Raw genomic sequence first — 25,113 nt, forward strand, 5'->3', positions numbered from 1 at the left:
ATGAACTTGTGATCGCCCTCTCCCTCGCCGAGATCGCAGAAGTCGTCGGCGGGCAGACGCACGACATACCGGATCCGACCGTCCAGGTCACCGGCCCGGTCGTCCGGGACTCCCGCGAGGCGGGGCCGGGCAGCCTGTTCGTCGCCTTCGCCGGCGAGCGCGTGGACGGACACGACTTCGCGGCCGCGGTCGTCGAGGCGGGAGCGGTGGCCGTGCTCGGCACCCGGCCCGTCGGCGTGCCCGCGATCGTCGTGGACGACGTCCAGGACGCGCTCGGCGCCCTCGCGCGGCACGTCGTACGACGTCTCGGTGCCACCCTCGTCGCGCTCACCGGCTCGGCGGGCAAGACCAGTACCAAGGACCTGATCGCGCAGGTACTCCAGCGCAAGGCGCCGACGGTGTTCACGCCCGGCTCGCTCAACAACGAGATCGGGCTGCCGCTGACCGCGCTCAGCGCCACCGAGGAGACCCGGTTCCTCGTCCTGGAGATGGGGGCCCGCGGCATCGGCCACATCTCCTACCTCGCGGGTCTCACGCCCCCGAAGATCGGCCTCGTCCTGAACGTCGGCAGCGCCCACATCGGCGAGTTCGGCGGCCGGGAGCAGATCGCCCAGGCCAAGGGCGAACTCGTCGAGGCCCTCCCGGAGGACGGGACGGCAGTCCTCAACGCGGACGACCCCTACGTGCGGGCCATGGCCTCCCGTACGAAGGCGAAGGTGATCCTTTTCGGAGAGTCCGACGAAGCGGACGTTCGCGCCGAGAACGTACGACTCACGGACACGGGACAGCCCGCGTTCAGGCTTCACACACCCTCCGGTGCAAGCGATGTGACCATGCGCCTGTACGGTGAGCACCACGTGTCGAACGCGCTCGCCGCGGCCGCCGTCGCCCACGAGTTGGGCATGTCCGCAGACGAGATCGCCGTCGCGCTCTCCGAGGCGGGCTCCCTCTCCCGCTGGCGGATGGAGGTCACCGAGCGCCCGGACGGCGTGACGGTCGTCAACGACGCCTACAACGCGAACCCCGAGTCCATGAAGGCCGCGCTGCGCGCGCTCGCGGCCATCGGCAAGGGGCGTCGTACGTGGGCGGTGCTCGGCAAGATGGCCGAGCTCGGGGACGAGGCTCTCGCCGAGCACGACGCGGTCGGACGGCTCGCCGTCCGGCTCAACGTCAGCAAGCTCGTCGCGGTCGGTGGCAGGGAAGCCGCCTGGCTGCAACTGGGCGCATATAACGAGGGTTCGTGGGGTGAGGAGTCGGTGCACGTGTCCGACGCACAGGCGGCGGTCGACCTGTTGCGCAGCGAGTTGCGCCCGGGGGACGTCGTACTCGTGAAGGCGTCCCGTTCGGTCGGCCTCGAGAGCGTGGCGCAGGCGCTGCTCGAGTCCGGTGCCGAGGGTGAGGTTTCCGCCCGATGATGAAGCAGATCCTGTTCGCAGGAGTCATTGGCCTCTTCCTGACCCTGGTCGGCACCCCGCTGCTGATCAAGCTGCTCGCGCGCAAGGGCTACGGTCAGTACATCCGCGACGACGGCCCGCGCGAGCACGCCAGCAAGCGCGGTACGCCGACCATGGGCGGTATCGCCTTCATCTTCGCGACGGTCGCCGCGTACTTCCTGGCCAAGGTGATCACGGGCTATCTGGACCCGGAGGCCGACGCGGCGCCGACCTTCTCGGGTCTGCTGGTGCTCGGCCTGATGGTCGGCATGGGCCTGGTCGGCTTCCTCGACGACTACATCAAGATCGTCAAACGGCGTTCGCTGGGTCTGCGGGCCAAGGCGAAGATGGCCGGTCAGCTGATCGTCGGCATCGCCTTCGCGGTGCTCTCGCTCCAGTTCGCGGACAACCGCGGCAACACCCCGGCCTCCACGAAGCTGTCGTTCATCACGGACTTCGGCTGGACGATCGGCCCCGTGCTGTTCGTGGTCTGGGCGCTGTTCATGATCCTCGCGATGTCGAACGGCGTGAACCTGACCGACGGTCTGGACGGTCTGGCCACCGGCGCCTCTGTGCTCGTCTTCGGCGCCTACACCTTCATCGGCGTCTGGCAGTTCCAGGAGTCCTGCGCCAACGCGCAGACGCTGACCAACCCGGGCGCCTGCTTCGAGGTGCGGGACCCCCTCGACCTCGCGGTGGTGGCCTCCGCGCTGATGGGCGCCTGCCTCGGGTTCCTGTGGTGGAACACCTCGCCGGCCAAGATCTTCATGGGTGACACCGGTTCGCTCGCGCTCGGCGGTGTGCTCGCCGGCCTCGCGATCTGCTCCCGCACCGAGCTGCTGATCGCCCTCCTCGGCGGCCTGTTCGTCCTGATCACCATGTCGGTGGTCATCCAGGTCGGCTCCTTCAAGCTCACGGGCAAGCGCGTCTTCCGGATGGCGCCACTCCAGCACCACTTCGAACTCAAGGGCTGGTCCGAAGTGCTCGTCGTGGTCCGCTTCTGGATCATTCAGGGCATTTGTGTGATTGTCGGACTGGGTCTCTTCTATGCGGGATGGGCAGCGGACAAGTGACCTCCTCGGTGTCTTCGGATTTCAAGGGCAAGCACGTCACCGTCGCCGGGCTCGGCGTCTCCGGCCTCCCGGCGGCCAAGGTGCTGCACGGCCTCGGCGCGATCGTCACGGCCGTCAACGACGGCGCCGACGAGCGCGCGCGGGCGCAGGCCGCCGAACTTGAGGCGCTCGGCATCACCGTGCGCCTCGGCGACGGCGACACCCTGCCCGAGGGCACCGAGCTGATCGTCACCGCGCCCGGCTGGAAGCCGGACAAGCCGCTGTTCGCGGCGGCGGAGCGGGCGGGCGTCCCCGTCTGGGGCGACGTCGAACTGGCCTGGCGCCTGCGCGGCCCCGACGCGGCCCCCTGGCTCGCCGTCACGGGCACCAACGGCAAGACCACCACGGTGCAGATGCTCGCCTCGATCCTGAAGGCGGCGGGCCTGCGCACGGCCGCCGTCGGCAACATCGGCGTCTCCCTGCTGGACGCGGTGCTCGGCGAGGAGCAGTACGACGTGCTCGCCGTGGAGCTGTCCAGCTACCAGCTGCACTGGGCGCCGTCCCTGCGCGCCCACTCGGCCGCCGTGCTCAACCTCGCCCCCGATCACCTCGACTGGCACGGCTCCATGGAGGCGTACGCCGCCGACAAGGGCCGCGTCTACGAGGGCAATCGCGTCGCCTGCGTCTACAACGCCGCCGACAAGGCCACCGAGGACCTGGTCCGCGAGGCCGACGTGGAGGAGGGCTGCCGGGCCGTAGGCTTCACCCTCGGCACGCCCGCCCCGTCTCAACTCGGCGTCGTGGAGGGCATCCTCGTTGACCGCGCCTTCGTCGAGAACCGGCAGAAGAACGCGCAGGAGCTCGCCGAGGTCGCCGACGTCAACCCGCCGGCCCCGCACAACATCGCCAACGCCCTCGCCGCGGCGGCCCTCGCGCGGGCGTACGGCGTGCCCGCCAAGGCCGTACGGGACGGTCTGCGGGCGTTCACCCCGGACGCCCACCGCATCGCGCACGTGGCCGACGTGGACGGGGTCGCGTACGTCGACGACTCCAAGGCCACCAACACCCATGCCGCGGAAGCCTCGTTGGCGGCCTACGAGTCGATCGTGTGGATCGCGGGCGGGCTGGCGAAGGGGGCGACGTTCGACGAGCTGGTCACCAAGTCGGCGCCGCGGCTGCGGGGGGCCGTGCTGATCGGCGCGGACCGCGCGCTGATCCGCGAAGCCCTGGCGCGACACGCCCCGGAAGTACCCGTCGTCGACCTCGACCGGACCGACACTGGGGCGATGCGCGCGGCGGTTCAGGAGGCGCGGCGGCTCGCTCAGACCGGTGACACGGTGCTGCTGGCTCCGGCCTGTGCCTCCATGGACATGTTCGCCAACTACAACAAGCGCGGGGACGCTTTCGCGGACGCCGTTCGCGAGCTCGGCTCCGCCGACGGCTGACCCGGGTCCGCCTCGCCCGGCGGCGGCGCCGGGCGTATCTGGGAGGGACGCGTGACACGGATGTGGCTGGTGCCCGAGCGGCCGGAGAGCGTTCGCTTCGGAACGTTCCCCTCCGGCACGGCGGGGTGAGCGGCGATGCCCACCAGCCGCACCGGACGGCCTCCGGTCCCACGCCCTCCCAAACGCCCCGCCACGCCCCGGCTCGCCCGTGAGAACGGCATCCTGGCCTTCTACACCCGTGCGCGCAGGGGCTGGGACCGGCCGCTGACCGCCTACTACCTCATCTTCGGCGGCAGTCTGCTGATCACCGTGCTGGGCCTGGTGATGGTCTACTCGGCCTCCCAGATCACCGCGCTCCAGATGTCGCTGCCGGGCTCGTACTTCTTCCGCAAGCAGCTGCTGGCCGCCGTGATCGGCGCCGGGCTGCTGTTCGCCGCCTCCCGGATGCCCGTGAAGCTGCACCGGGCCCTGGCCTATCCGATCCTCGCCGGCGCCGTCTTCCTCATGGCCCTGGTGCAGATCCCCGGGATAGGAGTGTCGGTCAACGGCAACCAGAACTGGATCGCGGTCGGCGGCTCCTTCCAGATCCAGCCCAGCGAGTTCGGCAAGCTCGCGCTCGTGCTGTGGGGCGCCGACCTGCTCGCCCGTAAGCAGGACAAGAGGCTGCTGACCCAGTGGAAGCACATGCTGGTGCCGCTGGTCCCGGCCGCTTTCATGCTGCTCGGTCTGATCATGATCGGCGGCGACATGGGCACCGCGATCATTCTCACGGCCATCCTGTTCGGCCTGCTCTGGCTGGCCGGCGCCCCCACGCGGCTGTTCGCCGGCGTGCTGTCGATCGCCGCCGTCCTCGGCCTGATCCTCATCAAGACCAGCCCGAACCGCATGGCGCGCCTCCAGTGCCTCGGCGCCACCGAACCCCAGTCCGGACCTGTCGACTGCTGGCAGGCCGTGCACGGCATCTACGCCCTCGCCTCCGGCGGAATCTTCGGTTCCGGGCTGGGTGCGAGTGTGGAGAAATGGGGTCAACTCCCCGAAGCCCACACCGACTTCATCTTCGCCGTCACCGGTGAGGAACTGGGCCTGGCGGGGACGCTGTCGGTACTCGCCCTCTTCGCGGCTCTAGGCTATGCGGGTATCCGCGTGGCCGGACGCACGGAGGACCCCTTCGTGAGGTATGCCGCGGGAGGCGTGACCACCTGGATCACGGCCCAGGCCGTGATCAACATCGGTGCGGTGCTCGGTCTGCTGCCGATCGCCGGCGTCCCCCTCCCGCTGTTCTCCTACGGGGGATCCGCCCTGCTGCCGACCATGTTCGCCATCGGGCTGCTGATCGCCTTCGCACGCGACGAGCCCGCTGCGCGGGCGGCGCTTGCGATGCGGCAACCCCGCTTTGGTAGAAAGCGGGGGGCTGGGGGAACCGGTTCCGGCCGGAGTCCCCGGAGATGGAACACGATGCGACGGCGCGCCTCGGCGGCGCGTTCGTCCGGAGAGCGGTGAATTTCGGTGCATGTCGTACTCGCCGGCGGAGGAACCGCGGGCCACATCGAGCCCGCGCTCGCCCTCGCGGACGCCCTGCGCAGGCAGGACCCGTCCGTGGGCATCACGGCCCTGGGCACGGAGCGAGGCCTGGAGACCCGTCTCGTACCCGAGCGCGGGTACGAACTCGCGCTGATCCCGGCCGTACCGCTGCCGCGCAAGCCCACCCCCGAGCTGATCACCGTTCCGGGCCGGCTGCGCGGCACGATCAAGGCGACCGAGCAGATCCTGGAGCGCACCAAGGCGGACGCCGTGGTCGGCTTCGGCGGCTACGTCGCCCTGCCCGGCTACCTCGCGGCCAAGCGCCTGGGCGTGCCGATCGTCATCCATGAGGCCAACGCCCGCCCTGGCCTGGCGAACAAGATCGGCTCGCGCTACGCCAGCCAGGTCGCCGTCTCCACCCCGGACAGCAAGCTGCGGAACTCCCGCTACATCGGCATCCCGCTGCGCCGCTCCATCGCCACCCTGGACCGGGCCGCCGTGCGCCCCGAGGCCCGCGCCGCGTTCGGGCTCGACCCGAACCTGCCCACGCTGCTCGTCACCGGCGGCTCCCAGGGCGCCCGCCGCCTGAACGAGGTCGTCCAGCAGGTGGCTCCCTGGCTCCAGCAGGCCGGAATCCAGATCCTGCACGCGGTCGGACCGAAGAACGAACTGCCGCACGTCCAGCAGATGCCGGGAATGCCCCCCTATGTCCCGGTAAGTTACCTGGACCGGATGGACCTCGCGTACGCCGCGGCCGACATGATGCTGTGCCGCGCGGGCGCGATGACCGTCGCCGAGCTCTCCGCCGTCGGGCTCCCGGCCGCCTACGTCCCGCTGCCCATCGGCAACGGCGAACAGCGGCTCAACGCCCAGCCGGTGGTCAAGGCCGGCGGCGGCCTGCTGGTCGACGACGCGGAGCTGACCCCCGAGTGGGTCCAGCACAACGTCCTGCCCGTGCTCGCCGACCCGCACCGGCTGTACCAGATGTCCCGCGCCGCCGCCGAGTTCGGCCGCCGGGACGCCGACGACCTGCTCGTCGGCATGGTGTACGAGGCGATCGCCGCCGCTCGTGCACACCGCTAGGACTGTATGACGGAAGGCAGGGGAGCGTGGCCGGATCGACCACCGCCGAGCGCGGTGAACGCCAGCAGGAGTCGTCCGGCCCGCCGCCCCGGCTGCGGTCGAGGCGGGCCCGGCTTCGCGCGATCGTCATCCTGGGTCTCGTCCTGGTGTTCCTCGGCATCCCGACGGTGTGGCTGTTCTACGGCTCTGAGTGGCTGCGCGCCGAGCAGGTCTCCGTGTCGGGTACACGGGTCCTGACGCCGGCTCAGGTCGAGGCGGCCGCCGACGTCCCCCTCGGCGAGCCGCTGATTTCCGTCGACACCGACGCGATCGAGACGAGACTGCGCCAAAAATTGCCCCGAATTGACTCGGTTGACGTGGTCCGTTCCTGGCCCCGTGGAATCGACCTGAAAGTGGTCGAGCGGACTCCGGTTCTGATTGTTCAAAAGGGCCGAAAGTTCGTCGAAGTGGACGATGAAGGTGTCCGATTCGCCACGGTTTCCAAGGCGCCGAAAGGCGTGCCCGCACTGGAATTGACGCTCTCCCGGTCCAGCTCCGCCGCCGCGAGCCTGCGCCGCTTCGGCGAGTCCCGGCTGGTGCGCGAGGCGGTCGGCGTCGCCCGTGCGGTTCCGGCCGCCGTCGCGCGCGACACACGGACCGTCAAGGTCCGTTCCTACGACGACATCTCGCTGGAGTTGAGGGACGGCCGTACGGTCGTCTGGGGAAGCAGCGAGAAGGGGGCCGCGAAGGCCCGTACACTCACCGCCCTGATGAAAGCCTCGCCCGGCGCGCGGTACTTCGACGTGAGTGTTCCCACCGCGCCTGCGTCATCAGGGAGTTGACGCACATCCGCGCAGGCCAGCACCCTGGTTGGGCAGCGCTACGGCTGATCACATAGGGTGAAAAGAAAAACGGGAGGTTCGGCGTGTTCGTTGAACGTGCGCCACTTGTCGACTTAGTGTCCTGTTCAGAAGACTCCAAGGAACAGACACACTGGTAACCCTAAACTTCAGGGTTAGGGTTCGGGTCGGCGATACGGACCGTCCCATTCGGCATCAGTCGTCGGGTCGCGGGGCGCAGCGCGCCACGGTGATTCGGCGACACGTAACTCGAGGCGAGAGGCCTTCGACGTGGCAGCACCGCAGAACTACCTCGCAGTCATCAAAGTCATCGGTGTCGGCGGCGGTGGTGTCAATGCCATCAACCGGATGATCGAGGTCGGTCTCAAGGGCGTCGAGTTCATCGCCATCAACACCGACGCGCAAGCTCTGTTGATGAGCGACGCCGACGTCAAGCTGGACGTCGGCCGTGAACTCACCCGCGGACTCGGCGCCGGAGCCAACCCGGCCGTGGGCCGCAAGGCCGCCGAGGACCACCGCGAGGAGATCGAGGAGGTCCTCAAGGGGGCCGACATGGTCTTCGTGACAGCCGGTGAAGGCGGCGGCACCGGCACCGGCGGCGCGCCCGTCGTGGCCAACATCGCCCGCTCGCTCGGTGCCCTCACCATCGGCGTGGTGACGCGCCCGTTCACCTTCGAGGGACGGCGCCGCGCGAACCAGGCCGAGGACGGCATCGCCGAGCTCCGCGAAGAGGTCGACACCCTCATCGTCATCCCGAACGACCGGCTGCTGTCCATCTCGGACCGCCAGGTCTCGGTGCTGGACGCCTTCAAGTCGGCCGACCAGGTCCTGCTCTCCGGTGTCCAGGGCATCACCGACCTCATCACCACCCCAGGCCTCATCAACCTCGACTTCGCCGACGTCAAGTCGGTCATGTCCGAGGCCGGCTCGGCCCTGATGGGCATCGGCTCCGCCCGCGGCGACGACCGCGCGGTGGCCGCCGCCGAGATGGCGATCTCCTCGCCGCTGCTGGAGGCGTCCATCGACGGCGCCCGCGGTGTGCTGCTCTCCATCTCCGGTGGCTCGGACCTCGGTCTGTTCGAGATCAACGAGGCCGCCCAGCTGGTGAGCGAGGCCGCCCACCCCGAGGCCAACATCATCTTCGGCGCGGTGATCGACGACGCCCTGGGCGACGAGGTCCGGGTCACCGTGATCGCGGCCGGCTTCGACGGCGGCCAGCCGCCCTCCAAGCGGGATAACGTCCTCGGCTCGTCCTCGGTCAAGCGGGAGGAGCCGGCCCCGGCACGGCAGACCGAGAGCCGCCCGTCCTTCGGTTCGCTCGGCAGCGTGACCCCGAAGGAAGACCCGGAGCCCGCTCCGAAGCCGGTCGAGGACATCCCGGTCGCCCCGCCGGTCCCGCCGGCGCCGCGGACCTACTCGGACAGCGCGGCCGAGGAACTGGACGTACCGGACTTCCTCAAGTGATCCTTCTGACGTGATAGGACAGCGCGAAAGCGTGAGCGGCGCCCACTTCGCCTTCACCGACCGGTGGGGCGGGGTGAGCGCCGCTCCGTATGAGGAGCTCAATCTCGGCGGGGCGGTCGGTGACGACCCCGGCGCCGTACGCGCCAACCGCGAACTGGCCGCGAAGTCCCTGGGCGTCGAGCCGGACCGGGTGGTCTGGATGAACCAGGTGCACGGGGCCGACGTGGCGGTGGTGGACGGGCCGTGGGGATCTTCCTCCGGGATCCCGTCGGTCGACGCGATCGTCACGACGCGGCGGGGGCTCGCCCTCGCCGTGCTCACCGCCGACTGCGTGCCGGTACTGCTCGCCGACCCCGTCGCCGGAATCGCCGCCGCGGCCCACGCGGGCCGCCCCGGCATGATCGCCGGAGTCGTCCCGGCCGCGCTACGCGCGATGACGGACCTGGGCGCCGAGCCCTCCCGGATCGTCGCCCGCACGGGGCCCACCGTGTGCGGGCGGTGTTACGAAGTGCCCGAGGCGATGCGCGCCGAGGTGTCCGCCATCGAGCCGGCGGCGTACGCCGTGACGAGTTGGGGCACACCGGCGGTCGACGTGAGCGCGGGAGTGCACGCTCAACTGGAGCGGCTCGGGGTGTGTGACCGGGCGCAGTCGCCGGTGTGCACGCTGGAGTCGCAGGATCACTTCTCGTACCGCCGCGACCGCACGACCGGTCGGCTCGCGGGCTATGTGTGGCTGGACTGATAGGACATGACGGACCGCAAGGACGAACTCGCCACAAATCTGGCGAAAGTTGAGCGACGCATCGCCGACGCGTGCGCGGCCGCGGGGCGGGGACGGGAAGAGGTGACCCTGATCGTGGTCACCAAGACCTACCCCGCGACCGATGTGCGGATCCTCTCGGAACTCGGCGTGCGGCACGTCGCCGAGAACCGCGACCAGGACGCGGCGCCGAAGGCCGTCGCCTGTGCGGATCTGCCCCTTACTTGGCATTTTATCGGTCAACTCCAGACCAATAAGGTGCGATCCGTGGCCGGTTACGCGGACTTCGTGCAGTCCGTCGATCGTTCCAAGCTCGTCACAGCTCTGTCGAAGGAGGCCGTCCGGTCCGGGCGGGAGCTGGGGTGTCTCATCCAGGTCGCACTCGACGCCGGCGAGAGCGCGCGGGGTGAGCGGGGTGGAGTGGCGCCCGCGGGAATCGAAGAGTTGGCCGCCCTCGTCGCGGAAGCGCCGGGGCTGCGACTCGGTGGACTGATGACCGTCGCACCGCTCACCGGGGAGTACGCGGGACGCGAACAGGCTGCCTTCGGGCGGTTGATGGATTTGTCGACCGACCTGCGCCGGAGTCATCCGGCTGCCACCATGGTCTCGGCAGGGATGAGTGCGGATCTCGAACAGGCCGTGGCGGCCGGAGCGACACATGTGCGCGTCGGCAGCGCGGTACTCGGAGTCCGCCCCAGGCTCGGGTAACGTCGCCAAGAAGTCGGACCACAGCAGAAAATATGGTCATTGCCGCCGAAAGGCGGATTCAAGGACCACGTGGATCGCGGGCACTTGGCAGTCGTCAGCCGATCCACCACAGAGCGGAGGACTCAGAGCATGGCCGGCGCGATGCGCAAGATGGCGGTCTACCTCGGCCTCGTGGAGGACGATGGGTACGACGGCCGCGGATTTGACCCCGACGACGACTTCGAACCAGAACTGGACCCGGAGCCCGAGCGGGACCACCGACGGCATGAGCCGTCCCACCAGCCGCATGCCTCACATCAGCCTCAAAGGGACGAAGAGGTACGAGTCGTACAGCCACCCGCACCTCGTGAACCGGCCGCCCGTTCCGCTTCGCTACCCGCGGAATCCGGCCGCCCGGCGCGCATCGCGCCCGTGGCATCCATCACACAAGAACGCGCAAGTCTGGAGAAGAACGCACCGGTGATCATGCCCAAGGTCGTGTCCGAACGAGAGCCTTACCGGATCACCACGCTCCACCCACGGACCTACAACGAGGCCCGTACCATCGGGGAACACTTCCGTGAAGGCACCCCGGTGATCATGAATCTGACTGAGATGGATGACACAGACGCGAAGCGACTTGTCGACTTTGCGGCCGGTTTGGTGTTTGGTCTTCACGGCAGTATCGAGCGGGTGACGCAGAAGGTGTTCCTGTTGTCGCCTGCTAACGTCGATGTCACGGCGGAGGACAAGGCCCGCATCGCAGAGGGCGGGTTCTTCAACCAGAGCTGAGACGTAACACCGGAAACAGCAGTAACAGAGCAGGCACAGGGGAGAGGGAAGCAAGAGGTCATGAGCGTGGTTCTGGATGTTGTCTACATCGCGCTGATGTGCTTCCTCATCGTGCTCATCTTCCGGTTGGTCATGGACTACGTCTTCCAGTTCGCCCGCTCATGGCAACCAGGCAAGGCGATGGTGGTCGTTCTGGAGGCCACCTACACTGTCACGGATCCACCGCTCAAGCTTCTGCGGCGGTTCATTCCGCCGCTGCGTCTCGGGGGCGTGGCGCTCGACCTGTCCTTCTTCGTGCTGATGATCATCGTCTACATCCTGATCTCGATCGTGAGCCGGCTGTGAGCGATGTGAACTACGGTCTTGCCGAATGCCGACGACTACGTTGAGGTGAAGAGATGCCGTTGACCCCCGAGGACGTGCGGAACAAGCAGTTCACGACCGTCCGCCTCCGAGAAGGCTATGACGAGGACGAGGTCGATGCCTTCCTCGACGAGGTCGAAGCCGAACTGACCCGCCTGCTCCGCGAGAACGAGGACCTGCGCGCCAAGCTGGCCGCGGCCACGCGCGCTGCTGCCCAGAATCAGCAGAACATGCGCAAGCCTCCGGAGCAGCAGGATCAGCAGCAGCAACAACAGCAACAGCAGCAGGGCATGCGCGGTCCAGGTGGTCCTGTACCCGCCGGCATATCGGGCCCGCCGCAGCAGCAGATGGGTGGCCCCATGGGTGGTCCGCCCCAGCTGCCGAGCGGTGCCCCGCAGCTGCCCGCCGGTCCCGGCGGTCAGGGTGGCCCGCAGGGTCCCGGCCCGATGGGCCAGGGTCCGGGCGGTCCCGGCCCGATGGGCCAGCCCCCTATGCAGCAGCAGATGGGTGGTCCGATGGGCGGCCCCATGGGCGGTCCGATGGGCGGCCCCGGTCAAGGAGGCCCCGGTGGCGACAGCGCCGCCCGTGTCCTCTCGCTGGCCCAGCAGACCGCCGACCAGGCGATCGCCGAGGCCCGGTCCGAAGCCAACAAGATCGTCGGCGAGGCGCGTTCGCGTGCCGAGGGTCTCGAGCGTGACGCCCGTGCCAAGGCCGATGCCCTGGAGCGGGACGCGCAGGAGAAGCACCGCGTCGCGATGGGCTCCCTGGAGTCCGCCCGCGCCACGCTGGAGCGCAAGGTCGAGGACCTGCGCGGCTTCGAGCGCGAGTACCGCACGCGCCTGAAGTCGTACCTGGAGTCGCAGCTGCGTCAGCTGGAGACCCAGGCCGACGACTCGCTGGCCCCGCCGCGTACGCCGGCGACCGCCTCCCTCCCGCCGTCCCCGGCGCCTTCCATGGCACCGGCCGGCGCGAGTGCCCCGTCGTACGGCGGTGGCAACCAGACGATGGGCGGCGGCCCCTCGCCGTCCGGTCCGTCCTACGGCGGTCAGCAGCAGATGTCCCCGGCGATGACCCAGCCCATGGCGCCGGTGCGTCCGCAGGGCCCGTCGCAGATGGGTCAGGCGCCCTCGCCCATGCGAGGCTTCCTGATCGACGAGGACGACAACTGACGGCCTGATGGCCAGTAGTACGGCATAGACGTCGGCAGCGTTCAGGGCGGGGCCCCGGGTTGATCCCGGGGCCCCGCCCTTTTGCCGCTGCGTGTCCGTGTGCACAGCACCCGTGTTCGTGGGTGCGTAACCGCGTTCGTGCGTACGCAACGCCGAAGGCCCGGACCCACCAAGATTTTTGGCGGGTCCGGGCCTTCGGCCTGAGGGCTACGCGCTGTGGGTCACGCCTTGCGCAGACGGAACGTCAGCGTCAGGCCCTCGTCCGTGAACGGGTTCCCGTAGCTGTCGTCCGCGTCGCCTTCGGCGCTGTGCTCATTCAAGAAGGCCGTCGCCAGGACCTCGTCGGCGATCAGACCGGCGTGGTCGGTCAGGGCCGCGACGGTCGCCGGGTCCGTGGCGGTCCAGCGCAGTGCGATGCGGTCGGCCACGTCGAGGCCGCTGTTCTTGCGGGCCTCCTGGATCAGGCGGATCGCGTCACGGGCCAGACCCGCGCGGCGGAGCTCCTCCGTGATCTCCAGGTCCAGCGCCACCGTCGCACCCGAGTCGGACGCCACCGACCAGCCCTCGCGCGGGGTCTCCGTGATGATCACCTCGTCCGGAGCGAGGGTGACCGTCTCGCCGTCGACCTCCACCGACGCCGTGCCCTCGCGCAGGGCCAGGGACAGGGCGGCCGCGTCCGCGTTCGCGATGGCCTTGGCCACGTCCTGGACGCGCTTGCCGAAACGCTTGCCCAGCGCGCGGAAGTTGGCCTTGGCGGTGGTGTCGACCAGGGAGCCGCCGACCTCGCTCAGCGTCGCCAGGGACTCGACGTTCAGCTCTTCCGTGATCTGCGTGCGCAGTTCCGACCCGAGTGCCTCGAAGCCCGTCGCAGCGATCAGGGCGCGGGAGAGCGGCTGACGCGTCTTGACGCCCGACTCCGCGCGCGTGGCACGGCCCAGCTCCACGAGCCGGCGCACCAGCACCATCTGCTTGGAGAGCTCCGGGTCGATGGCGGTGAGGTCCGCCTCGGGCCAGGTCGACAGGTGGACCGACTCCGGGGCGCCCGGGGTGACCGGCACGATCAGGTCCTGCCACACCCGCTCGGTGATGAACGGGGTCAGCGGGGCCATCAGCTGCGTCACCGTCTCGACGACCTCGTGCAGCGTGCGCAGCGCCGCCTTGTCGCCCTGCCAGAAGCGGCGGCGGGAGCGGCGCACGTACCAGTTCGACAGGTCGTCGACGAACGCGGACAGCAGCTTGCCGGCGCGCTGGGTGTCGTAGGCGTCGAGGGCTTGGGTGACCTGGTCGGTGAGCGCGTGCAGTTCGGACAGCAGCCAGCGGTCCAGGACCGGGCGGTCGGCCGGGGCCGGGTCGGCCTCGGACGGGGCCCAGCCGGACGTGCGGGCGTACAGGGCCTGGAAGGCGACCGTGTTCCAGTACGTGAGGAGCGTCTTGCGGACGACCTCCTGGATGGTGCCGTGGCCGACGCGGCGGGCCGCCCACGGAGAGCCGCCGGCCGCCATGAACCAGCGGACCGCGTCGGCGCCGTGCCGGTCCATGAGCGGGATCGGCTCCAGGGTGTTGCCCAGGTGCTTGGACATCTTGCGGCCGTCCTCGGCGAGGATGTGGCCCAGGCAGACCACGTTCTCGTACGACGACTTGTCGAAGACCAGCGTGCCGACCGCCATCAGCGTGTAGAACCAGCCGCGGGTCTGGTCGATGGCCTCGCAGATGAACTGCGCCGGGTAACGCGCCTCGAAGATCTCCTTGTTCTTGTACGGGTAGCCCCACTGCGCGAACGGCATCGAACCCGAGTCGTACCAGGCGTCGATGACCTCCGGCACGCGCGTGGCCGTCTTCCCGCAGCCCTCCTGCGGACAGGCGAAGGTGACCCCGTCGATGAACGGACGGTGCGGGTCCAGGCCCGACTGGTCGGTGCCGGTCAGCTCGGTCAGTTCGGCGAGGGAGCCGACGCAGGTGAGGTGGTCGTCCTCGCAGCGCCAGATCGGCAGCGGCGTGCCCCAGTAGCGGTTGCGGGACAGCGCCCAGTCGATGTTGTTGTTCAGCCAGTCGCCGTACCGGCCGTTCTTGACCGTGTCCGGGAACCAGTTGGTGTTCTCGTTCTCCGCGAGGAGGCGGTCCTTGACCTCGGTGGTGCGGATGTACCAGGAGGGCTGCGCGTAGTAGAGCAGCGCGGTGTGGCAGCGCCAGCAGTGCGGGTAGCTGTGCTCGTACGGGATGTGCTTGAAGAGCAGGCCGCGCTGCTGGAGGTCCTCGGTGAGCTTTTCGTCCGCCTTCTTGAAGAAGACGCCGCCGACGAGGGGGACGTCCTCCTCGAACGTGCCGTCCGGGCGGACCGGGTTCACGACCGGCAGGCCGTACGCGCGGCAGACCTTGAGGTCGTCCTCACCGAAGGCGGGGGACTGGTGGACCAGACCCGTACCGTCCTCGGTCGTGACGTACTCGGCGTTCACGACGTAGTGCGTGCCGCCCTCGGTCTCCGGGAACTCGACCAGCTCGAGCGGCCGCTGGTACGTCCAGCGCTCCAGCTCGGCGCCCGTGAACGTCTGGCCGGTGGTCTCCCAGCCCTCGCCGAGGGCCTTGGCGACGAGCGGCTCGGCGACGACGAGCTTCTCCTCGCCGTCGGTCGCGACGACGTAGGTCACCTCGGGGTGCGCGGCGACCGCCGTGTTGGAGACGAGCGTCCAGGGCGTGGTCGTCCACACCAGGAGCGCGGCCTCGCCGGCCAGCGGGCCGGAGGTGAGCGGGAAGCGGACGAAGACCGACGGGTCGACGACCGTCTCGTAGCCCTGCGCCAGCTCGTGGTCCGACAGGCCCGTGCCGCAGCGGGGGCACCAGGGGGCGACGCGGTGGTCCTGGGCCAGCAGGCCCTTGTTGAAGATCTCCTTGAGCGACCACCAGACCGACTCGATGTACTCGGGGTCCATGGTGCGGTAGGGCTCGGTGAGGTCGGTCCAGTAGCCCATGCGGGTCGTGAGCGCTTCGAAGGCGTCCGTGTGCCGGGTCACCGACTCGCGGCACTTCGCGTTGAACTCGGCGATGCCGTACGCCTCGATGTCCTGCTTGCCGGAGAAGCCGAGCTCCTTCTCCACGGCGAGCTCCACCGGGAGGCCGTGGCAGTCCCAGCCGGCCTTGCGGGCCACGTGGTAGCCGCGCATGGTGCGGAAGCGGGGGAAGACGTCCTTGAAGACGCGGGCCTCGATGTGGTGGGCGCCGGGCATGCCGTTGGCGGTGGGCGGGCCCTCGTAGAACACCCATTCGGGGCGGCCCTCGGACTGCTCCAGGCTCTTGGCAAAGATCTTCTGCTCGCGCCAGAAGTCGAGCACGGCGTGCTCGAGGGCGGGCAGGTCGACCTGGGCGGGTACCTGGCGATACGTCGGCGATGTCATCAGGGGGCTTCCTCCGGCGGACTTGCTGCCTTCCGTCCGGAGGGACGAGAGCTACGTCTGCCTGCGCCGCCTTCGGCGCGCTCCCGCGGTACCACCCTCCTTGGCCCTCCGGCGCGGGGTGTGCGCCGATGAGCCCCCTCATTGGGGTCGCGATGCCGGTTCTACTGGCCACTGCGCTCGGCTGCGGCTTTCTTCCGGCGGCTCCGGGGTGATCTTCACGTCGCGCTCGCCCCCGGGCTTTCACCGTCCCCGGGTCGCTCTGGGCTGCGTACGCCGCTACTCGTCCCCATCCACGCTTCTCGCTCCGCCCAGTCTACGGCGCCGGGCGGACAGCGGCCGACCGCTTTTCGGGGCGGTCGGGGGCGGGGAGCCGTGAGGGGCGCCGTAATGGGTGACGTATGGGTTTGATGACCCGAATAGCGAGGTATGGGTGTTCGGATCCTGGGACGTCCGGCTCGGCGGATTACCCGGCGGGGAGCTGGGCACAACGGATGCAGGTTCGCCGCGCGGCGTGCGCGAGGCGGGCGAATCGGGCGGTGTGCCCCGTTGCCGCGGGACTCAAGTCGATTTATCGTCCCAGCACGATTCGCGAGCAAGATCACAAGATGTGAAGGGGCCGCGGCCATGGTGGCGAAGAAGACCGCCGTACAGCAGCCGGCGTCCGGCAGGTCCGCGGAGGCCTCCGGCAGTGCGGCCAAGGACCTGGGGGGGAAGAAGACCACGCAGGGGGGCTCGGCGGGGCGGGCGGCGAAGGGGGCGGCCGGGAAGGCGACCGAGGGGACGAAGGCGGCTGTCGAGAAGACGAAGTCGGCGGTCGAGAAGGTGACGGGCAAGAAGGCCGTGGCCGGGAAAGTGGTGGCCAAGGCCGGGAAGGCCGTTACCAGCAAGGCCGCGGCGAAGGGGGGCGCGTCGAAGGAGGCCGCGGCCAAGGGGGCCGTGGCCAAGGCTCCGGCCGAGGAGACGACCGGGAGGGGGACGGCGGCCAAGAAGGCGGGAGCCAGGCACACGGCGGTCAAGGAGGCCGCGGCCGGAAAGACCCCGGCCAAGAGGGCCCCCGCCAAGGGGGCGGCGCTCAAGGGGGAGACAGCCGGGAAGGCGGCAGCCGAGGAGGCCGCGGTCGAGAAGGCCCCGGCCAAGGGGACGGCAGCCGGGAAGGCGGCAGTGGGAAAGACGGCGGCCGGGGAGGCGGTGGCCACAGAGGCGGTAACCGAGAAGGCTCCGGCAAGGAAGGCGGCAGCCGGGAAGGCCGCGGTCAAGGAGGCTGGGGCCGAGAACGTGGCGGCCAAGGGGACGGCAGTCGGAAAGACGGCGGCCGGGGAGGCGGTGGCCACGGAGCCGGCAGCCGAGAAGGTGCCTGCCAGGAAGGCTCCGGCCAGGAAGGCGGCAGCCGGGAAGGCCGTGGTCAAGGAGGCTGGGGCCGAGAACGTGGCGGCCACAGACGCGCCAGCCAAGAAGACGGCGGCCAAGGAGACGGCAGCCGAGAGGGCAGCAGTCAAGAAGGCGGCGGCCAAGGAGACGGCGGAGAAGAAGGCCGCTGTCAGGAGGGCGAAGGCCGCCAAGGCCGGTGCGGCCGAGAAGGGCGTCGAGGCCGAGGGCGTTCGCGCCGGAGGCGAGAGCACCACCACGAAGGGCGGAGGCGGGAAGGGCACGGCCCGGACCGGCGCCGTCACACAGGACACGGCCGGCAGCAGTACGGCCAAGAAGGCGGGTGCGGCCGAGGCCGCACAGCAGACGGGAGCGACGACGGTGGGTGCGAAGAAGACTCCTGGCGCGGTGACGGCGGCCAAGACCGCTGTGCCGAAGGCACGGGGCGCCGCGGCGGAGCCAGGTGAGCTCGCGGTACGCCCGGGCGAGGACCCCTGGACGGAGGCGGAGGTCGAGGAGGCACGTGCCGAGCTGACGTCCGAGGAGACCCGGCTGCGTGAGGAGCTGGAGTCGTCGGAGCGGTCGCTCGCCGGTCTGATGCGGGACTCCGGGGACGGCGCCGGCCACGACGAGGCGGACACCGGCAGCAAGAACATCACGCGCGAGCACGAGCTGGCGCTGGCCGCCAACGCGCGCGAGATGCTCGTCCAGACCGAGCGCGCCCTGGAACGCCTCGACGCCGGTACCTACGGCCTGTGCGAGAACTGCGGCAACGCCATCGGCAAGGCCCGCATGCAGGCCTTCCCGCGGGCCACTCTGTGCGTGGAGTGCAAGCAGAAGCAGGAGCGCCGTTACTGACCGGCCGCCGAATCCTCCTGAGCACGTGGGACGCCCGGGGTGTGCCGTACCCTCGTCCTCAGTCAGGCACCTAGGTTGAGGGACTCACGTGGCAGAGGCGGAGCGCATCATCGGTACGCCGGACACACCGGACGCGGCCGGTAACGGGCGGGAGCGGCCCGGCGAGGACGCGGCGCCGGGCGAGCGCGCCGACTCCGAGGGCACCCGGGCCCCGGTCGGCGGTTCCGGCTCCCACGAGGCGGCGGCCGCCGGCGCGTCCGGCACGGATGAGCCGACGGCGGCCGGGCAGTCCCGGGGCAAGCGCCGGATCGCGGTGCTGTTCGCGGTAGCCTCGTTCGCGTACGCCCTGGACCTGATCAGCAAGATGATCGTGGTGGCCAAGCTCGAGCACCACCCGCCCATCGAGATCATCGGGGACTGGCTGAAGTTCGAGGCGATCCGCAACGCGGGCGCTGCCTTCGGCTTCGGCGAGGCCTTCACGGTGATCTTCACCATGATCGCGGCGGCGGTGATCGTCGTGATCGCCCGGCTCGCCCGCAAGCTCTACAGCCTGCCCTGGGCGATCGCGCTCGGACTGCTGCTCGGCGGTGCGCTGGGCAACCTCACCGACCGGATCTTCCGGGCGCCGGGCGTCTTCGAGGGCGCGGTCGTGGACTTCATCGCGCCGAAGCACTTCGCCGTCTTCAACCTGGCGGACTCGGCGATCGTGTGCGGCGGCATCCTGATCGTGCTGCTGTCGTTCAAGGGGCTCGACCCTGACGGGACCGTCCACAAGGACTGAGTCCGCGAGGGGGTTGTCCACAGGCTCCGTACGGGGCTGTCTCACCCGTCCGGCATACTCGACGGGTGAGCACGATTCCCGAGATCCGTACCCTGCCCGTGCCCGACGGACTGGAGGGCGAGCGCGTCGACGCCGCCATCTCCCGTATGTTCGGCTTCTCCCGGACCAAGGCGGCCGAGCTCGCCGCCGCGGGGAAGGTCACGGTCGACGGATCGGTGGTCGGCAAGTCGGAGCGGGTGCACGGCGGTGCCTGGCTCGAAGTCGAGATGCCGCAGGCGCCCGCGCCGGTGCAGGTGGTGGCCGAGCCGGTCGAGGGCATGGAGATCGTGCACGATGACGACGACGTGGTCGTGATCGTCAAGCCGGTGGGCGTGGCCGCGCACCCGTCGCCGGGCTGGACCGGCCCGACCGTGATCGGGGGCCTGGCCGCCGCGGGGTACCGCATCTCGACCTCCGGGGCCGCGGAGCGCCAGGGCATCGTGCACCGGCTCGACGTCGGCACATCCGGGCTGATGGTGGTCGCCAAGTCGGAGTACGCGTACACGTCGCTGAAGCGCCAGTTCAAGGAGCGCACGGTCGACAAGCGGTACCACACGCTCGTCCAGGGCCACCCCGACCCGACCAGCGGCACCATCGACGCGCCCATCGGACGGCATCCGCAGCACGACTACAAGTGGGCGGTCACCGCCGAGGGCAAGCCGTCCGTCACGCACTACGACCTGATCGAGGCCTTCCGCGCGGCGTCCCTGCTCGACGTGAAGCTGGAGACCGGGCGCACCCACCAGATCCGCGTCCACATGGCCGCTCACCGGCACCCCTGCGTGGGCGACCTGACGTACGGGGCCGACCCGACGCTCGCCAAGCGGCTCCACCTGACCCGCCAGTGGCTGCACGCGGTGCGGCTGGGCTTCGAGCACCCCGGTGACGGGCAGTGGGCGGAGTTCTCCTGCGAGTACCCGGAGGACCTCCAGAAGGCCCTGGACCAGGTCCGGGAGGAGACGTACGCATGAGCGGGAGGCCGGCGCCGTCGTACGTGGTGCGGGTCGCTGAGGACCCGGCCGACCGTGAGGCGTGCTTCGCGGTGCGCAAGGAGGTGTTCGTCGGCGAGCAGGGTGTGCCGGAGGAGATCGAGTACGACGCGTACGACCCGGGGGCCGTCCATGTGCTGGCGGTCCGGGAGGACGGCGTGCCGCTCGGGACCGGGCGGCTGCTGCTCGGGGAGGCGGCCGTGGCGCAGACCGGCGCCGACCCGTCCGTCGGCTCCCTCGGCCGGCTAGCGGTGGCCGCCCACGCGCGCGGTCTCGGTGTCGGCGTCGCCCTGGTGCGGGCCATCGAGGAGGCGGCGCGCGCGCGTGGTCTCGCGGCCGTGGACCTGCACGCCCAGACGCACGCGCTGGGCTTCTACGAGCGGCTCGGCTACGAGGCGTACGGGCCGGAGTACTTGGAGGCGGGCATTCCGCACCAGGCGATGCGGCGTTCGCTCTAGCCCGTCGTAAAGGGTGCCGAAACGGTTTGTCCCGGGAGTTGCGTGGCAGGCTTGAGGTCAGTCGTGTGAACGTCTGACCTTCGGGAGCGCTGACCGTGGATCAGTTGGCCCTGCTGTTCGTGCTGCTGCTCGGGGCCGTGATCAGCGTCCCGGTCGGGGACCGGCTCAGCGTGCCCGCGCCGGTGCTGATGACGCTCCTGGGCATAGTCCTCGCGCTGCTCGACTTCGTACCGAACGTCCAGATCCCGCCGGACCTGATCCTGCCGCTGCTGTTGCCGCCGCTGCTGTACGCCGCGGTGCGGCGCACGTCCTGGCGGCAGTTCGCGGCGAACAAGAGACCGATCTTCCTGCTGGCCGTGGCGCTGGTGTTCGTCACCATGGCCTGTGTGGCCGCCGCGGCCAACGCGATCGTGCCGGGGCTGCCGCTGGCCGCGGCGTTCGCGCTCGGCGCGCTGGTCGCGCCGCCGGACCCGGTCGCGGCGACCGCCGTCGCCGGGCAACTGGGGCTGCCGCGCCGGCTGGTGTCGATCCTGGAGGGCGAGGGGCTCTTCAACGACGTGACGGCCATCGTCCTCTACCACGTGGCGATCGCGGCCGCCGTCAGCGGGACGTTCTCCCCCTGGAAGGCAGGGCTCGATCTGGTGCTGTCGGCCGTGGTGGCGGTGGCCGTGGGCCTCGCGCTGGGCTGGGGCGCGAACAAGCTGATGGAACTTCTCGGGGACGCGACCCTCCAGATCGGCCTGACCCTGCTGGTGCCGTACGCCTCGTACGTCATGGCCGAGGAACTGCACGGGTCCGGAGTGCTCGCCGTGCTCACCACCGCGCTGTTCCTCGCGGAGTACGGGTCCGACGCCGACGACGTCATGACGCGGCTGGCCGGGCACACCTTCTGGAACATCGTCGACACGCTCGTCACCGGCGTCGCGTTCGGGCTGGTCGGGCTGGAGCTGCACAACGCGATCCGCACGGCGTCCGGCCGCTGGGGCGAGTTGCTCGGGTGGGCGGCGGTCGTCGTCTGCGTGGTCGTGTTCGTACGCCTGTTGTGGCTGCTGCCAGCGACCTGGCTGACCAAACGGCTGCACGCGCGGCGGGACTACGACGAGGACATCCCGGTGAGCTGGCGCGAGACCGTGGTGATGTGGTGGTCGGGAATGCGGGGGGTGGCCTCCGTCGCGTTGGTGCTGGCCATTCCGCTGGAGACGGACGCGGGGGCGCCGTTCCCCAGCCGGGACGAGATCATCTTCATCGCGTTCGGGGTGATCATGGCGACGTTGGTGGTGCAGGGGCTGACGCTGCCGTGGCTGGTGCGGTCGCTGGGGGTGCGGGCCGACACGGATGTCGAGAAGGAGTTCGCGAAGGCGCTGGCGCTCCGGGCGTCCAAGGCGGCCAAGCGCAGGCTCCGGGAGATCGAGGAGGCCGAGGAGCTGCCGGAGGAGCTGTCCGAGCAGATGGTGCGGCGGGCCTACGACATCGGGGTGCGGATCAGCCCCGAACTGGCGGAGGACGAACGGCGGGAGGCGTACCGGGAGGGAGCGCGGCGGGTGAAGCGGGTGCGGCGGATCCAGCAGGAGATGCTGAGCGCGGCGCGGCACGAGGTGCTGGCGGCGCGGAGTGAGCCGGGGGCGGATCCCGAGGTGGTGGACCGGGTGCTGCGGCATCTCGACGTCCGTAGTCTGCGGTGAGCCGCCCACGCGCGTCCGCAGGCGGCCGCGGCCGCCTGCGGCCGCGGCCTCGGTTGAGGGTTTGACGGTGGGCGGCCGGGGCGTCGTAGGGTCGTTCGCATGGCACGAAACGTAGTAATCAGTGGTGGAGGTACGGGAATTGGGCTCGCGGCGGCTCGGATGTTCGCCGCGGGCGGGGATCGGGTGCTGCTGCTCGGGCGGCGGGCCGAGGTGCTGGAGAAGGCCGAGGTGCCCGGCGCGCTGACCTGTGCGGCGGATCTCGCCGAGCCCGAGGACGTGCGGGGCGTCGCCGGTTTCGTGGAGCGCGAGTTCGGGGGCGTGGACGTGCTCGTGCACAGCGCCGGCGGCAGCGGGCTGCTCGAACCGGATGCCGGGAGCGACGATCCGCTCGAGGGCGTCGCCCACACGTGGACCGTGAACTTCCGGCTCAACACGCTGACCGCCGTCCTGCTCACCGAGGCTCTCAAGCCGAGGCTCGCCGAACCCGGTGGGCGGGTGCTGTTCCTCAGCTCCATCGCCGCCTACCGGGGATCCGGGAGCGGAGCGTACGCGGCGGCCAAGGCGGGGCTGCATCCGTATGCCCATGATCTGGCCCGGGAGCTGGGGCCGCGCGGCATCACCGTGAACGTGGTCGCGCCCGGCTACATCGAGGACACCGAGTTCTTCGGGGACGCGATGGCCGAGGAGCGGAGGGCGCGGCTCATCGGCGAGACCTCGAACGGGCGAGCCGGGACGCCCGGGGACGTTGCCGAGACCCTGCACTGGCTCGCCTCTCCCGGTGCCGGGCACATCACGTCTCAGATCATCCAGGTCAACGGCGGCGCCGAGCGCGGTCACTGACCCGACCGACGCAGCAGGGCTGCCCGCGGCTGCGGGCAGCCCTGCTGTTGTGCGGTCGGCGCGGCAGGACGCGGGTTCCGGACCGGCCTGTGGCTTCGCCCCTCACGGAAGTCGCCGCCCAGGCGACGGGAAGGGAGCGGGGAGGTGCCGCCCGAGTCCGCTCGGCCGGCGCCCGTGGTGGTCTCCTCGCCCGTCCTGCCCCGCCGGGGCGCCGCTCGGTGACCGGGCGCCCCTCCTGCTGTGCGGTCGGCGCTCCGGTCGTGGGGCGACGCCCGCCCGTGCCGCCGTCAGCGCTCCGTCCGGCTCGTACCGTGGAAGCGGCGCTGCTGGTGCGGAACGCCGTCCTGGGACGGGCGGTGGCCGTTCTGGCTCTGGGACGGCGACAGGATCGCGTCCGCCGTGTTGACCCGGGGCAGGGCGTACGGGTGCTCGTCGGCCAGCCAGCCGAGCATCTGCTCGCGGACCGTGACCCGCACCGTCCAGATGTCGTCCGCGTCCTTGGCGGTCACCAGGGCCCGCACCTGCATGGTGTTCGGGGTGGTGTCCGTGACGGACAGGTCGTAGGCGCGGCCGTCCCAGGCCGGGCACTGGCGCAGGATGTCGCGGAGCTTCTCTCGCATCGCGTCCACGGGGGCCGTGTGGTCGACGTGCCAGAAGACGGTGCCGGTCATCTGCGGCGTGCCGCGCGACCAGTTCTCGAAGGGCTTGGACGTGAAGTACGAAACCGGCATCGTGATCCGGCGCTCGTCCCAGGTGCGCACGGTCAGGAACGTCAGCGTGATCTCCTCGACCGTGCCCCACTCGCCGTCCACGACGACGGTGTCCCCGATGCGCACCATGTCGCCGAAGGCGATCTGGAAGCCGGCGAACATGTTGCTCAGCGTGGACTGGGCGGCGACACCGGCGACGATGCCGAGGATGCCCGCCGAGGCCAGCAGCGAGGCACCCGCCGCGCGGAACGCCGGGAACGTCAGCAGCATGCTCGCCGCGGCCACCACGCCGACGATCGCGGACACCACCCGCATGATCAGCGTCACCTGGGTGCGCACCCGGCGGACCCTGGCCGGATCGCGGTGGGCCCGGGCATTGGCGTACCGCGTGTAGGACGTCTCGACGATCGCCGACGCGATACGGATCACCAGCCAGGCGGCCGACCCGATCAGTATCAGGGTCAGCGCCTGGCCGATGCCCTCCCTGCGGCTCTCCAGCAGTTGCGCCTCGTCGTACAACCCTCGTAGCAGGGCCGCGCACAGCAGGAGCTGGTAGGGGATGCGGCCGCGGCGGAGCAGCCCCCACAGCGGGGTTTCGTGGTGCCGTTCGTCGGCCTTGCGCAGCAGGAAGTCGGTGGCCCAGCCGATCACCAGCGTGAGCACGACCGAGCCACCGACCACGATCAGCGGTCGTAGCAGGTTCTCCATGCCCCCGAACCTAACCGGCTCGCCGGGTGCATGAACATGTGACTTCCGCGGCGTCCTGGGTAGTGCCGCGATCCCGGCCGGTCACACCCGGCTGGCACCATGGCCTCATGAACATCATGCTCTTTCACTCGACCCATGGGCTGCGGCCCGCGGTGCTCCAGGCCGCCGACCGGCTGCGGGCGGCCGGACACGAGGTGTGGACACCCGACCTCTTCGAGGGACGCACGTTCGACTCGGTCGAGGAAGGCATGGAGCACAAGGAGAAGATCGGCAAGGAGGAGCTGCTGAGGCGGGCCGTGCTGGCCGCCGCGCCCTACTCCGAGCGCGGGCTGGTCTACGCCGGGTTCTCCCTCGGAGCCTCCATCGCGCAGACCCTCGCCCTCGGCGACGAGAAGGCGCGCGGGCTGCTGCTCCTGCACGGCACGTCGGACATCGCGCCGGGCGTCACGGCGGACGAGCTGCCGGTCCAGCTGCACGTGGCGGAGCCGGACCCGTTCGAGACGGACGACTGGCTCAGCGCCTGGTACCTCCAGATGGGCCGGACCGGCGCCGACGTCGAGGTGTACCGGTACGCCGGGGCCGGCCATCTCTACACCGACCCCGACCTTCCGGACTACGACGAGGAGGCGGCCGAGGCCACCTGGCGGGTGGCACTCGGCTTCCTCGACAGCCTGTAGGGAAGTCCG

The 25,113-nt window shown here is 70.3% G+C and carries 21 protein-coding genes; 19 read left to right on the top strand and 2 right to left on the bottom strand.

Features of this window, described 5'->3' with window-relative positions:
- Window positions 1-8: 8 nt before the first annotated feature.
- From QC385_RS17250 to QC385_RS17305, 12 genes are all read left to right on the top strand, one after another.
- Complete coding sequence (locus tag QC385_RS17250) at window positions 9-1,415, top strand: UDP-N-acetylmuramoyl-tripeptide--D-alanyl-D-alanine ligase (protein ID WP_279542219.1); 1,407 nt, start codon at window positions 9-11, stop codon at window positions 1,413-1,415.
- Window positions 1,415-2,506, top strand: coding sequence for a phospho-N-acetylmuramoyl-pentapeptide-transferase (mraY, locus tag QC385_RS17255; protein ID WP_086854586.1), 1,092 nt, complete (start codon window positions 1,415-1,417; stop codon window positions 2,504-2,506). The genes QC385_RS17250 and mraY overlap by 1 nt, the downstream gene beginning before the upstream one ends.
- On the top strand, window positions 2,488-3,930 hold the full coding sequence (gene murD, locus QC385_RS17260) for a UDP-N-acetylmuramoyl-L-alanine--D-glutamate ligase (protein ID WP_279542220.1): 1,443 nt from the start codon (window positions 2,488-2,490) through the stop codon (window positions 3,928-3,930). Before mraY ends, murD begins: the two co-directional genes overlap by 19 nt.
- A gap of 135 nt (window positions 3,931-4,065) precedes the next feature.
- Window positions 4,066-5,430: a putative lipid II flippase FtsW gene (gene ftsW / locus QC385_RS17265; protein ID WP_279542221.1), complete on the top strand. Its 1,365-nt coding sequence runs from the start codon at window positions 4,066-4,068 to the stop codon at window positions 5,428-5,430.
- Between the two features lie 6 nt (window positions 5,431-5,436).
- Window positions 5,437-6,534, top strand: a complete 1,098-nt coding sequence (murG, locus tag QC385_RS17270; protein ID WP_279542222.1) for an undecaprenyldiphospho-muramoylpentapeptide beta-N-acetylglucosaminyltransferase — start codon at window positions 5,437-5,439, stop codon at window positions 6,532-6,534.
- A gap of 26 nt (window positions 6,535-6,560) precedes the next feature.
- Window positions 6,561-7,355 (top strand): cell division protein FtsQ/DivIB, encoded by a 795-nt coding sequence (locus QC385_RS17275; protein WP_279542223.1) that lies wholly within the window; start codon window positions 6,561-6,563, stop codon window positions 7,353-7,355.
- A gap of 288 nt (window positions 7,356-7,643) precedes the next feature.
- Window positions 7,644-8,837 carry a cell division protein FtsZ gene (gene ftsZ, locus QC385_RS17280; protein WP_150480351.1) on the top strand — a complete coding sequence of 398 codons (1,194 nt, stop codon included), beginning with the start codon at window positions 7,644-7,646 and terminating at the stop codon, window positions 8,835-8,837.
- 10 nt (window positions 8,838-8,847) lie between these two features.
- Window positions 8,848-9,579 carry a peptidoglycan editing factor PgeF gene (pgeF, locus tag QC385_RS17285; RefSeq protein ID WP_279542224.1) on the top strand — a complete coding sequence of 244 codons (732 nt, stop codon included), beginning with the start codon at window positions 8,848-8,850 and terminating at the stop codon, window positions 9,577-9,579.
- A 6-nt stretch (window positions 9,580-9,585) separates the two neighbouring features.
- Window positions 9,586-10,305 (top strand): YggS family pyridoxal phosphate-dependent enzyme, encoded by a 720-nt coding sequence (locus QC385_RS17290; RefSeq protein ID WP_279542225.1) that lies wholly within the window; start codon window positions 9,586-9,588, stop codon window positions 10,303-10,305.
- A 129-nt stretch (window positions 10,306-10,434) separates the two neighbouring features.
- Window positions 10,435-11,076 carry a cell division protein SepF gene (gene sepF, locus QC385_RS17295; RefSeq protein ID WP_086602706.1) on the top strand — a complete coding sequence of 214 codons (642 nt, stop codon included), beginning with the start codon at window positions 10,435-10,437 and terminating at the stop codon, window positions 11,074-11,076.
- A 60-nt stretch (window positions 11,077-11,136) separates the two neighbouring features.
- Window positions 11,137-11,421, top strand: coding sequence for a YggT family protein (locus tag QC385_RS17300; RefSeq protein ID WP_007448661.1), 285 nt, complete (start codon window positions 11,137-11,139; stop codon window positions 11,419-11,421).
- A gap of 53 nt (window positions 11,422-11,474) precedes the next feature.
- Entirely contained in the window at window positions 11,475-12,608 is a 1,134-nt protein-coding gene (locus tag QC385_RS17305; RefSeq protein WP_279542226.1) for a DivIVA domain-containing protein, read from the top strand.
- A 221-nt stretch (window positions 12,609-12,829) separates the two neighbouring features.
- On the opposite strand, the gene ileS is transcribed toward QC385_RS17305, so the two are convergent.
- Window positions 12,830-15,997 (bottom strand): isoleucine--tRNA ligase, encoded by a 3,168-nt coding sequence (gene ileS / locus QC385_RS17310; protein ID WP_279542227.1) that lies wholly within the window; start codon window positions 15,995-15,997, stop codon window positions 12,830-12,832.
- Between the two features lie 624 nt (window positions 15,998-16,621).
- Here ileS and QC385_RS44045 point away from each other — a divergent pair.
- The 6 genes from QC385_RS44045 (at window position 16,622) to QC385_RS17340 (ending at window position 23,009) form a co-directional block, all read left to right on the top strand.
- Complete coding sequence (locus QC385_RS44045; protein ID WP_336621299.1) at window positions 16,622-18,220, top strand: TraR/DksA family transcriptional regulator; 1,599 nt, start codon at window positions 16,622-16,624, stop codon at window positions 18,218-18,220.
- Between the two features lie 88 nt (window positions 18,221-18,308).
- Window positions 18,309-19,001 (top strand): signal peptidase II, encoded by a 693-nt coding sequence (lspA, locus tag QC385_RS17320; RefSeq protein WP_279542228.1) that lies wholly within the window; start codon window positions 18,309-18,311, stop codon window positions 18,999-19,001.
- A gap of 65 nt (window positions 19,002-19,066) precedes the next feature.
- On the top strand, window positions 19,067-20,011 hold the full coding sequence (locus tag QC385_RS17325) for an RluA family pseudouridine synthase (protein ID WP_086602782.1): 945 nt from the start codon (window positions 19,067-19,069) through the stop codon (window positions 20,009-20,011).
- The gene (locus tag QC385_RS17330) at window positions 20,008-20,487 is read left to right on the top strand and encodes a GNAT family N-acetyltransferase (protein ID WP_279542229.1); all 480 of its coding nucleotides are present in this window, start codon (window positions 20,008-20,010) and stop codon (window positions 20,485-20,487) included. Before QC385_RS17325 ends, QC385_RS17330 begins: the two co-directional genes overlap by 4 nt.
- 95 nt (window positions 20,488-20,582) lie before the next feature.
- Entirely contained in the window at window positions 20,583-22,169 is a 1,587-nt protein-coding gene (locus tag QC385_RS17335) for a Na+/H+ antiporter (RefSeq protein ID WP_279542230.1), read from the top strand.
- A gap of 99 nt (window positions 22,170-22,268) precedes the next feature.
- Entirely contained in the window at window positions 22,269-23,009 is a 741-nt protein-coding gene (locus QC385_RS17340) for an SDR family NAD(P)-dependent oxidoreductase (RefSeq protein ID WP_150480343.1), read from the top strand.
- A 287-nt stretch (window positions 23,010-23,296) separates the two neighbouring features.
- Here the strand turns inward: QC385_RS17340 and QC385_RS17345 are convergent, their stop codons facing one another.
- Entirely contained in the window at window positions 23,297-24,427 is a 1,131-nt protein-coding gene (locus QC385_RS17345; RefSeq protein WP_279542231.1) for a mechanosensitive ion channel family protein, read from the bottom strand.
- Window positions 24,428-24,534: 107 nt separating this feature from the next.
- On the opposite strand from QC385_RS17345, the gene QC385_RS17350 reads away from it, so the two are divergent.
- Window positions 24,535-25,104: a dienelactone hydrolase family protein gene (locus tag QC385_RS17350; protein ID WP_279542232.1), complete on the top strand. Its 570-nt coding sequence runs from the start codon at window positions 24,535-24,537 to the stop codon at window positions 25,102-25,104.
- The last annotated feature ends 9 nt before the right edge of the window (window positions 25,105-25,113 follow it).

The sequence above is a fragment of the Streptomyces sp. DH10 genome (genome assembly GCF_029813805.1).
In the GTDB taxonomy this organism is placed as follows: Bacteria; Actinomycetota; Actinomycetes; order Streptomycetales; family Streptomycetaceae; genus Streptomyces; species Streptomyces coeruleofuscus.